The 14044-nt window shown below is 68.8% G+C and carries 12 protein-coding genes; 6 read left to right on the forward strand and 6 right to left on the reverse strand.

Annotated elements, in window-relative coordinates:
• Window positions 1-8 precede the first annotated feature (8 nt).
• Entirely contained in the window at window positions 9-800 is a 792-nt protein-coding gene (locus tag M673_RS21570; RefSeq protein ID WP_082639990.1) for an inositol monophosphatase family protein, read from the forward strand.
• Window positions 801-865: 65 nt separating this feature from the next.
• On the opposite strand, the gene M673_RS21575 is transcribed toward M673_RS21570, so the two are convergent.
• Window positions 866-2026: an ROK family protein gene (locus M673_RS21575; protein WP_187301367.1), complete on the reverse strand. Its 1161-nt coding sequence runs from the start codon at window positions 2024-2026 to the stop codon at window positions 866-868.
• A gap of 502 nt (window positions 2027-2528) precedes the next feature.
• Between M673_RS21575 and M673_RS21580 the strand changes: the two genes are divergently transcribed.
• The 5 genes from M673_RS21580 to M673_RS21600 all read left to right on the forward strand — a co-directional run bounded on the left by M673_RS21580 (window position 2529) and on the right by M673_RS21600 (window position 7820).
• Window positions 2529-3542, forward strand: a complete 1014-nt coding sequence (locus M673_RS21580; protein ID WP_061978966.1) for a sugar ABC transporter substrate-binding protein — start codon at window positions 2529-2531, stop codon at window positions 3540-3542.
• Between the two features lie 379 nt (window positions 3543-3921).
• Window positions 3922-4980, forward strand: coding sequence for an ABC transporter permease (locus M673_RS21585; protein ID WP_061978793.1), 1059 nt, complete (start codon window positions 3922-3924; stop codon window positions 4978-4980).
• On the forward strand, window positions 4977-5756 hold the full coding sequence (locus M673_RS21590) for an ATP-binding cassette domain-containing protein (RefSeq protein WP_061978794.1): 780 nt from the start codon (window positions 4977-4979) through the stop codon (window positions 5754-5756). The genes M673_RS21585 and M673_RS21590 overlap by 4 nt, the downstream gene beginning before the upstream one ends.
• A 36-nt stretch (window positions 5757-5792) precedes the next feature.
• A complete protein-coding gene (locus M673_RS21595) occupies window positions 5793-6797 on the forward strand; it encodes a hypothetical protein (RefSeq protein WP_061978795.1) in 1005 nt (334 codons plus the stop codon).
• A gap of 6 nt (window positions 6798-6803) precedes the next feature.
• A complete protein-coding gene (locus M673_RS21600) occupies window positions 6804-7820 on the forward strand; it encodes a carbohydrate kinase family protein (RefSeq protein WP_061978796.1) in 1017 nt (338 codons plus the stop codon).
• Window positions 7821-8069: 249 nt separating this feature from the next.
• Here the strand turns inward: M673_RS21600 and M673_RS21605 are convergent, their stop codons facing one another.
• From M673_RS21605 to M673_RS21625, 5 genes are all read right to left on the reverse strand, one after another.
• A complete protein-coding gene (locus M673_RS21605) occupies window positions 8070-9020 on the reverse strand; it encodes a carbohydrate kinase family protein (RefSeq protein ID WP_061978797.1) in 951 nt (316 codons plus the stop codon).
• A 44-nt stretch (window positions 9021-9064) separates the two neighbouring features.
• Window positions 9065-10090: an ABC transporter permease gene (locus tag M673_RS21610; RefSeq protein ID WP_061978798.1), complete on the reverse strand. Its 1026-nt coding sequence runs from the start codon at window positions 10088-10090 to the stop codon at window positions 9065-9067.
• Entirely contained in the window at window positions 10087-11652 is a 1566-nt protein-coding gene (locus M673_RS21615) for a sugar ABC transporter ATP-binding protein (protein WP_061978799.1), read from the reverse strand. Before M673_RS21615 ends, M673_RS21610 begins: the two co-directional genes overlap by 4 nt.
• Window positions 11653-11815: 163 nt before the next feature.
• Window positions 11816-12814, reverse strand: a complete 999-nt coding sequence (locus M673_RS21620; protein ID WP_061978800.1) for a substrate-binding domain-containing protein — start codon at window positions 12812-12814, stop codon at window positions 11816-11818.
• Window positions 12815-12889: 75 nt separating this feature from the next.
• The gene (locus tag M673_RS21625) at window positions 12890-13873 is read right to left on the reverse strand and encodes an ABC transporter permease (RefSeq protein ID WP_061978801.1); all 984 of its coding nucleotides are present in this window, start codon (window positions 13871-13873) and stop codon (window positions 12890-12892) included.
• Window positions 13874-14044 lie beyond the last annotated feature (171 nt).

The following is a 14044-nucleotide window of genomic DNA, read 5'->3' on the forward strand; positions in this document are numbered from 1 at the left end:
GATCTTTCATGACGCCTTCCGAACTCGACGCGCGTTTCCGCTTCGCCGAAGCGCTGGTGCGCGAGGCCGGCGCGCTCGCGCTGACCTATTTCCGCCGGCTCGACAGCCTGACCGTGCGCTCCAAGGGCCTGCAGGACATGGCGAGCGAGGCCGATCTCGACGTCGAGACCATGATCCGCGAGCGCATCGCGCAGGCCTTTCCGGAGGACGCGTTTCTCGGTGAGGAAACCGGGCGCACCGAGTTCGGCGGCGAACAGGGCATCTGGGTGGTCGATCCCATCGACGGCACGCAGCCCTTCGTCAGCGGAATGTCGAGCTGGTGCGTCTCGATCGCCTTCGTGCAAGGCGGGCGCAACCGCATGGGCTTCGTCTATGCGCCGGCGCGCGAGGAGCTGTTCACCGGCGGTGACGGGCATCCGGCGACGCTCAACGGGCGCCCGATCCGGGTAAAGAGCGCCGCGTCCGTCAGGGAAGGGCTGGTGGCCGCCGGCTATTCCACCCGCCTGCCGCCGGAGCGCTTTCTTCCCGCCTTCGAGCGGCTGCTGAAGGCCGGCGGCATGTTCTACCGCGACGGGTCGGGCGCTTTGTCGTTGGCCTATCTCGCGGCGGGTCGGCTGGTCGGCTATGTCGAGCCGCATATCAACGCCTGGGACTGCCTCGGCGCGCTGGCGGTGATCGAGGCGGCCGGCGGGCGCTCGAGCGACTTCCTGGCCGGCGACGGGCTGTGGAACGGCAATGTGCTGATCGCCGCCTCGCCGGAGCTCTACCCCTCGCTGGAGACGCTGTTCCTCGAAGGCTGACCTCAGGGGCACGCCTGCCGGCATCGCTCCGCCGCCAGCGGACCGGCTGGAGGGCGGCTCGGCCCTCAGGCCGCCTCCAACCAAACGCGGTAGCGCAGGAGAAACGCCTCCGTGCCCTCCGGGCCGAAGGCGAGTTCGCGCGCGCAATGGGCCGCGCCGATCAGGCAGGCCTCGTCCACCGGCGGGGCGGCCGAGACGGCGAGGTCGGCCGTCGCCAAGGGCAGGCAGCGCAGGCGCAGCACCTCGCGGATCGGCGCGACCAGCGCCTCGCCGGCATGGGCGAGCGTACCTCCGATCACGATCCGCTCCGGGTTGAGCAACGCCACGGCATGGCCGAGCGCCTCGCCCGCCGCCCGCCCGGCGGCCAGGATCAGCGCCTGCGCCTCCGGCTGGCCGGCCTCGAACAGGGCGATCACGTCACGCGCGTTGCGTGCCGGCAGGCCCTGGTTTGACAGGTCGCGCGCCAGGGCCCAGCCTGCCGCCCGCGCCTCGAAGCAGCCGCGCTTGCCGCAGCGGCAAAGCGGCGCGCCCGGCTCCAGAAACTGCATATGGCCGATATCGCCCGAGGCGCCGCGCGCCCCGCGCTGCAGCCGCCCGTTGGCGACGATGCCCGAGCCGATGCCGGTCCCCATCTTCACGAACAGGAAATCGTCCGGGCGCGGTGCAAGGCGGCGATGCTCGAAGATCGCCATGAGATTGACGTCGTTCTCCACGGCCACGGGCGCGCCATAACGTGCGCGGAGCCAGTCCCCCAAGGGAAAATCGTCCCAGCCTTCCAGGATCGAGGGGCCGTAGACGCGGCCGAGCCGGTGGTCCACTGGTGCTGGCAGGCTGAGCCCGAGCGCGGCCACGAAGCGGCGCCCGCCGAGATCCGACAGGAGCCGCCCGAAGCCCATGGCCAGCCGCTCCATCGCGGCTTCCGGCCCGTCCGCGATGCGAAAGGGCACGAGTTCCTGCCGCAGTACGGCAGGGGCAAGGTCGGTGACGGCGAGGCGCATATGCGTTTCGCCCATGTCCGCCGTCAGCAGCACGGCGCCGGTGGGGTCGAGCGCCAGAAGACGCGTCGGCCGCCCGCCGCTCGGCACCGCGCTGTCCCCCTCGCGCACGAGGCCGGCGGTCTGGAGCGCCAGAAGCCGCTGCGCCAGCGTCATGCGCGACAGGTTGGTCGCCTGACCCAGCGCCGCGCGCGACACGCCCTCGCCCGAGGCAACGATCTGCGCGAGCACGGACGCCGCCGCCATCAGCGCGGAAAGAGCAGGCTCGGCTGGGGGAAGGGCAAGGCTCAGGGATCGACTCGCGAGACGGGGCCGGCGAACCATTCCGCCGAACCGGAGAAATAGGCACGGCTCGCCTGCGTTCCACCAGCCCGCGTGCGCCGCACCATGCTTTTGTCTTTTTTTAGACAAAAGGCGCTTGCCAGATCGGGCCGCACGGCCCTACGATCTCGTCATACCAGCCGGCGAACCAACGCCGGCACAACGAGCCCGGCCTTCCAGAACGGCCCGGCCATGAGCGGCGAGATCCATCGCCGCCGGGGAAACGATACAGCGGCGCCCGCGAGCGGCGGGCGATCCCGCACTATGAGCAGTCGGCAGTCTGCCCGCCGGACAAGGGCAGGTCAGGGCGTCGCATCCGGCCCCGCGGCCTCGTGCGGCCTCCGCTTCCTGGGAGGGAAACTCGGTGCATTCTTCGAACGCGCAATCTTCCAACGCATTCTCCACGCGTCGCCTGGGCGCGCTCCTGGCCGGCGCGGCGCTGATCGGGCTCGGCCTGACAGCAGGCGCCAGCGCGGCGGACCCGATCAAGATCGGCATCGTCACCAAGACCGACGCCAACCCGTTCTTCGCCAAGATGAAGGAAGGCGCGGAGGCCAAGGCCAAGGAACTCGGCGTCGAGCTGCAGAGCTTCGCCGGCAAGTTCGACGGCGACAACGACACGCAGGTCACCGCGATCGAGAACCTCATTTCGTCGGGCGTCAGCGGCATCCTGCTCGCCGCCAGCGACACCAAGGCGATCACACCCGTGGTGGAACAGGCGCGCCAAGCCGGCATCCTGGTGATCGCGCTCGACACACCGCTCGACCCCGCCAACGCCGCCGACGCGACCTTCGCCACCGACAACGTGAAGGCGGGCGAGCTGATCGGCCAATGGGCCGCCAAGACGGTGAAGGACCCAAGCACAGCCAAGGTCGCCTTTCTCGACGCGATCGAAAGCCAGCCGACCGTGGACGTCGCGCGCGACCAGGGCTTCATGAAGGGCTTCGGCATCGACGTGAAGGACCCCAGCCGCTACCTCGACGAGGACGACAAGCGCATCGTTGGCCATTTCTGGGGCAACGGTTCGGAAGAGGGCGGGCGCACGGGCATGGAAACCCTGCTCCAGAAGGAGCCCGACCTCTCGGTCGTCTACACCATCAACGAGCCGACGGCGGCGGGCGCCTACGAGGCGCTGAAGGCGGCCGGCAAGGAAAGCGGCGTTCTCATCACCTCCGTGGACGGCGGATGCCCCGGCGTCGAGAACGTGAAGGCCGGCGTGATCGGCGCTACCTCCATGCAGTACCCCCTCCTCATGGCCTCCAAGGGCGTCGAGGCGATCGTCGAGTTCAAGAAGTCGGGCAAGAAACCCGAGCCGACGCCGGGTCTCGACTTCTTCAACACGGGCGTGACGCTCGTCACCGACAAGCCGGTGTCGGGGATCGAGTCCATCACCTCCGCCGAAGCGCTGAAGAAGTGCTGGGGCTGAGATCGGCCTGAGCGCGCCGGGCACCACGCTCCCGCCAAGGAGCGCCCGGCGCCGCTCCCGACCATCGGACTGAAGCGTTCGCCCGAGAGGCCCGAATTTGGCGGGCTGACCGGGGGCGCCCCGTCGGGGCCGCGAACGCGGACCCCGGTCGCTGCTCCAGCGCGGGGGCCAGACCTTCACGCTCTGAATCCGAGCTGAGCCGTCTGGCGTCTCCGCTCCCGCGCGATCCATCGGATATCGCACGTCCATCAGCATCCCGCCGCCTTCGCCCTGCCGGCGCGCCTTGCCCGGCTCCCAGCGACCAAGGCGCAGACCGGCGGCCGGGCGGCCCCCTCGACGGCCGCCCGGCTCCTTTCCCCCGTTCCAGGAGACCCCAGCGATGACCGCTTCCGAGGGTTCTTCCGTCGCCGGCGCCTCCGGCGACGGGTTCGCGCAGTTCGAGGAGGGGCGGCGCTCGCCGCTCCGCCGGCTGCAGCATTTGCTCCACCGCTACCCCACGATCGTGCCCTTCGTGGTTCTGGCCCTGGGCCTCGCGGTGTTCAGCCTCATCGTCGGCGCGCGCTTCTTCCAGCCCTTCAACCTGTCGCTGATCCTCCAGCAGGTGACGATCATCGCGGTTCTGGGCGTGGCGCAGACGCTGGTGATCCTCACCGCCGGCATCGATCTGTCGGTCGGCGCGATCATGATCCTGTGCACCATCGTCATGGGGCATCTCGCCGTCTCGGCGGGGCTGCCGCAGGAGGCGGCCTTCGCGGCGGCGCTGCTGGTGGGCCTCGGCTGCGGCGCGATCAACGGCGTGCTCGTCACCTATCTCAGACTGCCGCCCTTCATCGTCACGCTCGGCACATGGAGCGTCTTCGGCGCCCTGTTCCTCTATTATTCCGGCAGCCAGACCATCCGCTCGCAGGTCGTGGCCGCCGAGGCGCCGCTTCTGCAATGGATGGGCGCGGCGACCTCGCTCGGCGGGGCGCGCTTCACCGCCGGAACGCTCGTCATGCTTCTGGTCGCGGCGGCCGTCTGGTACATGCTGAACCGCACCGCCTTCGGCCGCCATGTCTATGCCGTGGGCGACGACGCGGAGGCGGCGCGGCTCTCCGGCATCGACGCCAAGCGCACGCTTCTGTCCGTCTACGCGCTGTCGGGCCTCATCTGCGCCATCGCCGCCTGGGTGCTGATCGGGCGCATCGGGGCCATCAGCCCGACCTCGGGCGGTTCGGCCAATCTCGACTCCATCACCGCCGTGGTGATCGGCGGAACCTCGCTCTTCGGCGGGCGCGGCTCGATCGTCGGAACCCTGGTCGGGGCCTTGATCGTCGGCGTCTTCCGCAACGGGCTGGCACTCGCCGGGCTCGATGCGCTCTGGCAGGAATTCACCGTCGGTCTTCTCATCATCGTCGCGGTCGGCCTCGACCAGTGGATCCGGCGGGTGTCGGCATGAGCGCCTTCGTTCTCCAGGCCGAGGGGCTTCGCAAACGCTATGGCCGCGTGGTCGCGATGGACGGGGTGGATTTCGACCTGAAGCGGGACGAGATCCTGGCGGTGATCGGCGACAACGGCGCCGGCAAGTCCACCATGATCCGAGCCCTCGCCGGTGCGGTTCGGCCGGACACCGGGCGCATTCTGATCGACGGCGAGCCCGTGTCCTTCCGCACGCCCATGGACGCGCGGCGCGCGGGCATCGAAAGCGTGTTCCAGAACCTTGCGCTTTCGCCCGCCCTGTCGATAGCCGAGAACCTGTTTCTCGGCCGCGAGGTGCGCCAGAAGGGTCTGGCGGGCCGGCTCTTCGGCCATCTCGATCTCGCCCATATGGAAGCGGAAGCGCGGCGCCAGCTCGCCGGGCTCGGCCTCACCACGGTTCAGGACATCCACCAGAAGGTGGAGACCCTGTCGGGCGGCCAGCGGCAGGGGGTCGCCGTGGCGCGGGCCTGCGCCTTCGGCGGGCGCGTCGTGATCATGGACGAGCCGACCGCCGCGCTCGGCGTCAAGGAAAGCCGGCGCGTGCTCGACCTCATCCTCGACGTGAAGCGGCGCGGCCTGCCGGTGGTTCTCGTGTCCCACAACATGCCGCACATTTTCGAGGTGGCGGATCGCATCCACATCCACCGGCTCGGCCGCCGGCTCGCGGTGATCCGGCCGCGCGACTTCACCATGTCCGACGTCGTCGCCTTCATGACGGGCGCGGCGGTTCCTCCCCCGGAAGCCCTCGCCGCCTGACGGCCGGCTTCCCCTTCTCGATCAGAAAGGCACGCAATGTTCGCCGCCAAGCGCATGGACCACAAGCTCGCCCGCATCCGCTCGGGCCAGTATTCCCCGAAAGATTTCATCATCGCCGACGCCAAGGACGGCGACATGGCGCTGGGCACCGGGACGGCCGGGCCGGACTTCGGCGCGGACGGCAAGCCGACCGGGCGCATGCGCCCGCTTCAGGTGTACCGCGACGGCATGGAGCGCATGGTGGCCTCCGGCCTCATCGACATCATGCTGACCTCGCTCTCCTCGGCCGAGGTGCTGACGAAGAAGGGCGTCTACGACGGATCGGACGTGACCCCGGCGGTGCGGCTCAACGACGGCAGCGACATCTGGCATTGGCGCGGCGCCAACTACAAGCACCTGCCGACCGTGCCCTTCCGCACCGCGCGGCTCGACCGCGTGAAGCCGGTGTCCGATCTCGGCCTCTACGCCCTCACCTTCTTCAACGATCTCGACCAGGACCGGCGCTCGCTGGACGCCTATGCTGCGTTTCGCGACGAGGCGACGGCGGCGGGCGTCAGGCACTTCCTCGAAGTCTTCAATCCGCAGTTCGAGGTGAAGACGGCGGGCTCGGACTTCGCCACCTACAACAACGACGCGATCGCAAGGTGCCTCGCCGGCGTGTCCTCGCTGGATCGGCCGGAGTTCCTGAAGGTCGTCTACAACGGGCCGCGCGCGACGGAAGAACTCGCCTCCTACGACCCCGGCCATCTCATCGTCGGCATCCTGGGCGGGGCCTCGTCCACCACGCGCGACACGCTGGAGATGGTGAAGCAGGCCGAGAAATACGGCGCGCGCGTCGCGCTCTTCGGCCGCAAGATCTTCTTCGCGGAGGATTGCGAGGAGATCGTCCGGCACATGCGCCTGGTGATCGAGGAGGACGTCTCGTCCGAGGAGGCGACAAAGCGCTATCACGACATCCTCGGCAAGAAGGGCATTCGCTCCAAGAAGTCTCTGGAAGAGGACCTCGAGATCACCGACCCCTCGCTCAAGATGGGAGCCTGAGGCGGAATGGAGACGGCAAGACGGGGGTTCCTGACGGCCGGAACCTGGTGCGCGGACCACAACAAGCTGGTGGAGCGCTGGCCGGAGGAGGACATGGTCGTCGAGATCCTGTCCGAGGGTGTGGAAGGCGGCGGCTCGGCCTGCAATTTCGGGATCGACATCCGCCGGCTCGACCCCGCCATGCCGGTGGACACGATCGGCGTGGTGGGGGACGACGCGGACGGCGCCGTCCTGCGGGCGCAGGCCGAGGCGGCGGGCATCGGCGTCGCCGGGCTCCATGTCGTGCCGGGCGGGCGCACCAACTTCACCGACGCCTACAGCGTGCGCTCCAGCGGGCGGCGCACGCATCTCTTCCACCAGGGCACGAGCGCGCTGCTCTCGCCAGAGCATTTCGACTTCGCCGGCTCCTCGGCGCGCATCCTCCATCTCGGCCTGCCCGGCATTCACGAGAAGATGGATGGGCCCTGGGGCGGCGAGGCCAACGGCTGGCTGCATGTCCTGAAAGCGGCGCGCCGGGCCGGGCTCCAGACCAATCTGGAGCTTCTGCAGATCGCGCCAGCGCGCCTGCGCGCCATCGTGGAGCCCTGCCTCAGGGCGCTCGACCTCCTCGTCATCAACGATTTCGAGGTCGGCGCGATCACCGGCACGGCGACGACGTGCAATGGGGCGACGGATGTGGAGGCCTGCCAGCGGGCCGGGGCGCGCGTGATGGAACAAGGGTCCATGCAGGTGCTCGCCATCCACTTTCCGCTCGGCGCCCTCGCCTTCGAGCGGGACGGAACGGTGACGCACCGGCCCTCCGTCAGCGTGCCGCAGGCGGCGGTGATGGGCGCCAACGGCGCGGGCGACGCCTTTGCCGCCGGCTTCGTCTACGGCTTGCACGAGAGCTGGCCGGTGTCCGAGTCCCTTAGCCTTGCGCACGCTTCCGCGGCAGCCTCGCTGCGCGATGTCGGCACGACGGGCGGCGTCGAATCCTGGCGCGCCTGCCTCGATCTGGCGGAAGGCTGGGGCTGGCGGCACTGATCTTGGTGGCGCGTCTCCGCTGAGGGGTGGCATCGGTCGGGGCTTGGCGAACGCCGTCATGGTCCGACGGGTTTCAGGCGCCCTCCTCACTGAAAGGTCTCGTGGCTTGGCGCACCGCCTGTCGAAGGCAATGCTCGCGTCCGAGCCGAGGCTGCTTGCCATCGCTAAAAGCGGCGACCGTTCTCGCTCAGCGGGAGGACTGGGCGGTACGCTGAACGAGCCGCACCTTTACGCCCTCACCTCGCAGCATCAGGCGACGGCATGCCGAGGCGTCTCGTTCATGAAGGCAAGCGTCTCCGCAAAAGAGCGGATGCCGGCGTCCGAGCCAAGGCCCGTCGCTACCAGGGCGGCGGAGGCCTGGGCGAAGTCGAGCGCGGTGGCCAAGTCCATCCGGTGATGCAGGGCGGCGATGAAGCCCGCGTCGAACGCGTCGCCGCAACCGGTCGTGTCCACGACATCGATCGCGAAGGCCGGGCGGGTCACCGCCTCGCCGGAGGCCGCCATGAACGAGACCCCCTCCCCGCCCAGCGTGAAGACGCAGTGCTTCACGCCGCGATCCAAGAAGAAGCGGCCCGCGCCGCGAGTGTCGGACACGCCCGAGATCGCCTGCGCCTCTTCGATCGAGGGCATGAAATAGTCGATATGCGGCAGAAGCGGCTCGATCAGCGCGAGCGTGCCCTCGTTGGCGCCGAGGAGATCGAAGGTCACGGTGCGCCCGCGCCGCTTGGCCTCCGCCAGCAGGCGGCGGCTCGGCTCGCCGTCGAGCTTGCCCAGGAGGCCCGTGCCGCCGAGATGGACGATGGGCGGCGCCAGCACGGCGTCGAGCGCCGCGTCGGCGACCTCGAAATGGTCGGAGGCGCCGCGCGCATGCAGCGCAGGGCGTGAGCCGTCGCGGCGGATGTTGAGGATGGTGGCCGAGGTCGGCACGCCAGATAGGCGCTGCATCTCAGCGGTATCGACGCCGAAGCGTTGCAGCATCGCCAGCACGAAGTCGGCCTTCTCGTCCTCCCCCACGGCCCCGACGGCGAGGCAGTTCAGCCCGAGCTTGGCCAGATCCACCACGGTTCCGCCCGCCGTTCCCGCGACGGTGAGGCGGATTTCCTCGATGAAGTCCACCTGCCCGCCGGGCGGGATGGCGTCGACCGGTCGGCCGAGCACGTCGAGAATGTAGAGGCCGATCACCGAGGCGTCGTGGGTCATGAAAACGTGGGTCCAAGCAAGGGTGGAGGGAAGTCTCAGTGCGCTCAGCCGCGCTGGCCGAGGGTGAAGATCGTGCCGGCGATGAGGATGAAGGCGCCGACGATGGCGAGTTGCAGCGTGCTGGGAATGCCGACGAAGATCAGGACGTTGCTCACCAGCGTGATGAGGAGGACGCCGAGCAGGGTGCCGACGACGCTGCCGGACCCGCCGGTGATGCGCGCCCCGCCCAGCACCACGGCGGCGATCACCTCCAGCTCCATGCCGGCGAGATCGAACGGATTGGCGAGCCGGTTGCTGGACACGTGGACGACGCCGGCGACCCCCGCCAGCAGCCCGGCATAGGCGAAGACGAAGAGGCGCACGCGGAAGAGATTGAAGCCGAGCCGTTCGGCGATCGCGGGATTGCCGCCCACCGCGAAGACCGCGCGCCCGATCAAGGTGCGCTCCAGGATGAACCAGGTGAGGATAGCCGCGCCGACGAGAACCAAGACGGTCGCCGGCAGGATCGAAACCGCGCCGTTCGCCCCGACATGGGTATAGAGCGGCGCCTTGCCGAATGCGTCCATCGCCGTCGGAATGTTCATGAACAGCGCCGTCCCGACGAAGGTCAGCAGGAAGCTGCGGATGATGTATTGCGTGCCGATCGTCACGATCAGCGAGGGCGCCTGCAGCTTGTGGACGAGAACGCCGTTCACGGCGCCGAACGCCGCCCCGCCGAGCGCGGCCAGAACGAGGATGACGGGCATGGGCATGCCCGGCACGACATCCACCACCAGCATGGTCAGCGCATACATGACGAAGGCGGCGATGGCGGTAAACGACACGTCGATGCCGCCTGCCGCCAGGACCACCAGCACCCCCATGGCGAAGAGGCCGCGCACCACCGAGGCGCGCAGGATGTCGAAGAGATTGTTCATCTGCAGGAAGTCGGGATTGGCGGCGACCACGACGAGGCAGGTGAGGACGACGAGCGCCAGCGTGAAGAGCTCCGGCCGCCGGATCATCTGGTCGCGCAGGCGCGCGCCGAGCCCGGAGCGCGCGGCGGTGGGGGCGGACAGCGTGTCGGTCATAGAGAAGGGCCTTTCCCGGTGCCGGCCATCGCCTGGTAGATCGCGTCTTCGCTGAACGCCTCGGCGGCCCGCTCGGCGACGATCGCGCCCTGGCGCATGACCATGATCCGGTCGCAGTTCTGCAGGAGCTCGGGCAGGTCGTCGCTGATGATGAGCACGGCCATGCCGCCGTCGGCGAGGCGCTGGATGATGCGGAAGATCGTGTCCTTGGAGCCGACATCGACGCCCACGGTCGGCCCGTGCAGGATGAGAAGACGCGGCTCGATGGTGAGCCAGCGCCCGATCAGCACCCGCTGCTGGTTGCCGCCCGACAGCGACTGGACGCGGCGCGAAACGTCAGGCGTCGCCACCTGAAGATCGGCGACGCTCGCCTCCGCCAGCCGCCGCGCGCGCCGGGCGCTGACCATGCCGAAGGCGCCGCGCAGCCGGTCCAGCACGGGCAGCACGATATTGTCCTGGATCGGCTTTTCCAGAAACAGGCCCTCGGTCAGGCGGTCCTCCGGCACGTAGCCGATGCCGGCAGCGATCGCCTCCGAAGGCGTTCGCGGGTGGATCGGCTGGCCGTCCAGCCGGATCGAGCCTTGCGTGGCGGGCGCGACGCCGGCCAGCGCCAGCGCCAGCTCGTTGCGCCCGGAGTCCATCAGGCCGGTAAAACCGAGGATTTCGCCGCGCCGGATGCCGAAGGAGAGATCGCGAAAGCCCGCCGCGCCGAGACCCTCGACCTCGAGCAGCGGCGCGCCGAGCTTGGGATCGGTGCGATAGCGCGCCTCGCTGATCTCCCGGCCCGTCATCAATGCCGCGAATTCGGACTTGGTGGTTTGGGCCACATCGAGCTCGCCGACCTTCAGCCCGTCGCGCAGGATGATGGCCCGCCCGCCGATCGCCTTGCACTCGTCGAGCTTGTGGGTGACGAAGAGAACGGCGACGCCCCCCGCCCGCAGCCGCTCCACGACGGCCAGAAGGTTCTCGACCTCCTGGCGCGTCAGCGAGGTGGTCGGCTCGTCCATGATGACGAGGCGCGCCTCGGCCGCGATGCCGCGCGCGATGGCGACGAGCTGGCGCGTGGCGAGCGGCAGCGTGTCGGTGCGCCGGGTCAGGAAGGCGCGGGTCGTCGGGAGATGCACCTTTTCCAACGCCCGGCGGGCCGTCTCGTGAAGAGCGGCAACGTCGAGCCGGCGCGCCAGACGGCCGGAGGCGGCGACGAGCTGGCCGGTCAGCGCGACATTCTCGGCAACGGAGAGATTGGGCAAGAGGGAGAGGTCCTGATAGACGGTTTCGATCCCGGCCTTCAGCGCGCCGATCGTGCCGAGATCGCCCGCGCGCTCGCCGGTCGGCTCGCCGTCGATCAGGATCTGGCCGCTATCGGCGGTCTGCGCGCCGGAGATGATCTTGATCAGCGTGCTCTTGCCGCAGCCGTTCTCGCCCATGAGGTGGTAGACGCGCCCGGCCTCGATCGTGAGATCGACCTCCTTCAAAGCATGGACGCCGCCGAAGGACTTTCGCACCTTTCGGATTTCGAGAAGCGGCGCCGCGCGGGGCGGCAAGGACGCATCGACCTGCATCGTGGTGACATTCCTGAGGGAATTGGGCTGGGCCTTGACCGCGTTCGGCCCGGAAGCGTTCGGCTCGCAGGCCGAAAAGGCCGGCGCCCCTGGAGGGCGCGGGCCAAGCTCGCGATGGCGCCGGGCAGGCGAAGAGCCTGCCCAAAGCGCTTCAGAGCCGGTATCAGAACGGGTAGTTCTTGTAGCTCGACTTGTCGACGTCCACCCAGGCCTGGCCCTGCACGATCACGCCCTTACCTGCGCCCTTGGTGACGGAGACCTTGTCGTAGCCAGGCACGCCGAGATCCATGCCGTCGGTGATCTCCTTGCCGTCGAGCACCATGTTGGCGACGACGTTCATGACATAGCCGGCGTCCTTCGGATCCCAGAAGAAGATCTCGTCCACCGCGCCGCTTTCGAGATAGGGGCCGGTGTCCTTGGGCAGGCCGAGGCCGTAGACGCAGGTCTTGTCCTGCAGCCCGGCTTCCTCCACCGCGCGGCCGATGCCGATCACGTCGATGGCCGAGGAGCCCTGGAAGCCCTTGATGTCGGGGTAACGGCGCAGAATTTCCTTGGCTTTCTCATAGGCGCGGTTGGCGTCGTTGAAGGATTCGTTCTTCGCCGCCACCAGCTCCATGCCGGGATATTTCTTGGCGTTCTCCGCGCCGGCATCGACCCACTGATTGTGCGTCAGGCTGCCGAGCGAACCGACGAAGCTCGTCCACTTGCCGCTCTGGCCCATGCAGGCGGCGAGCTTTTCGTTGATCCGCGCGCCGAAGGCCTTGTTGTCGAAGGCCTCGATATCGACCGCCGTGTTGACCAGGCTGTCGCCCTCGTGGGTGATGACCTTGATGCCGCGCTGGCCGGCGCGGCGAAGGACGCCCTCCAATGCCGTCGGGTCCATCGGCACCACGGCGATAGCCGAGACGTTCTTGGCGACGAGGTCCTCGATGATGCGGGACTGCTGGGCGGCGTCCGCCTTGGCCGGGCCGATCTGGCTGGCGGCCACGCCGGGATGGTCGGCCCCGTAGGCCTTCACGCCCTCGTTCATGCGGATGAACCAGTTTTCGCCGGTGACCTTCACCACCGTCGTGATGGTCGGCTTGTCCGCTGCCAGCGCCGTGCCGGCGGCGAGCGTCGCGGCAAGGGCCGCGCATGTGCAGAGTTTCGAGATCGCGCTCATGAAATCCTCCCTCAAGATGGTCGAAGTCGTCGCACCGCGTCGCCCGCTCCTCCCGAGCCGGCGCGCGGAGTGTCGTCAGGCCCTGGGCCGCAGCCAAAGGCCGAAATCGAGCCGCGCCGAGGCCAGGAGCGCCAGAAGCAGCACCCCCCAGGCGAGGTCGCGGAAGAAGTTCGAAATGTCCATGAAGTTGAAAAGGCTGGACAGGATCTGCAGCGCCGTCGCCGCGAGAAGCACGCAGCTCACCTTGCCGTAGCCGCCTTCCGGCTTCACCCCGCCCATCACGGCGATCAGCACCGCGATCAGGACGTAGGAGCCGCCATAGTCCCATTTCACCGAGGCGTTGCGCGAGGCGATGACGATGCCGGCAATCGCCGAAAGAACGCCGCTGATCGTGTAGGTCAGCGTGATCATGCGGTTCTCGGCGATGCCGCCGTAGCGCGCGGCCTTGGCGTTGCTGCCGAGCAGCATGAGCTTCAGGCCGAAGGGCGTGAACCGGAGGACGAAGCCGAGAACGCCCGCCACCAGGAGGAACAGCGCGAAGCAGAGCGGCACGCCGAGCACCGGCGAATTGCCGAAATCGTCGAGCGGCGGGATGTAACCGAGGCTGATGGCCGAGCCATTGGTCAGGAACACCGCGCAGCCGGTGAAGAGAAGCTGGGTGCCGAGCGTCGCGATCAGCGGCGTCAGCTTGGCGTGGGCGATCAGCAGCCCGTTGGCGAGCCCGCCGATCAAGCCGACGACGAGCGCGAAGGCGGCGAAGACGAAGGAAAAGAGAAGCGGCGCCTCCTCGGCCGAGACGAGCCCGCCGGCCAGGAGAAAGGCGGTGATGCCGGCGAGATTGGCGAGCGCGATGCCCGAAAGGTCGATGCCGCCATTGCCCGAGCTCATGGCCAGCATGACGCCGAGCGCGAGAAGGCCGAGTTCGGGAACCTGCGCGGCCATGGACTGGAGATTGTAGCTGTCGGTGAAATTGGCCCCGGCCAGCACCGCGCCCGCCGCCAGCACGGCGACGTTCAAGCCGGCCAGCGCCAGTCCCTGCCGATCGACACCGGAACCCATGTCGCACCCTCCCCATGGCCGATGCGGACCGCCTGTGCGGCCGGAGCGGGTCTCCCTCCCGTCATCCAGCCAGCGCCGTCACCGACTTTTGACATTTGTCACGACGATCTGTCTCCTGTCAATTCTGGACGGAAGGTTCGGAGTTCAAGCCGTGAGGCGGGGTTTGGGGAG

Source organism: Aureimonas sp. AU20 (genome assembly GCF_001442755.1).
Lineage (GTDB): Bacteria > Pseudomonadota > Alphaproteobacteria > Rhizobiales > Rhizobiaceae > Aureimonas.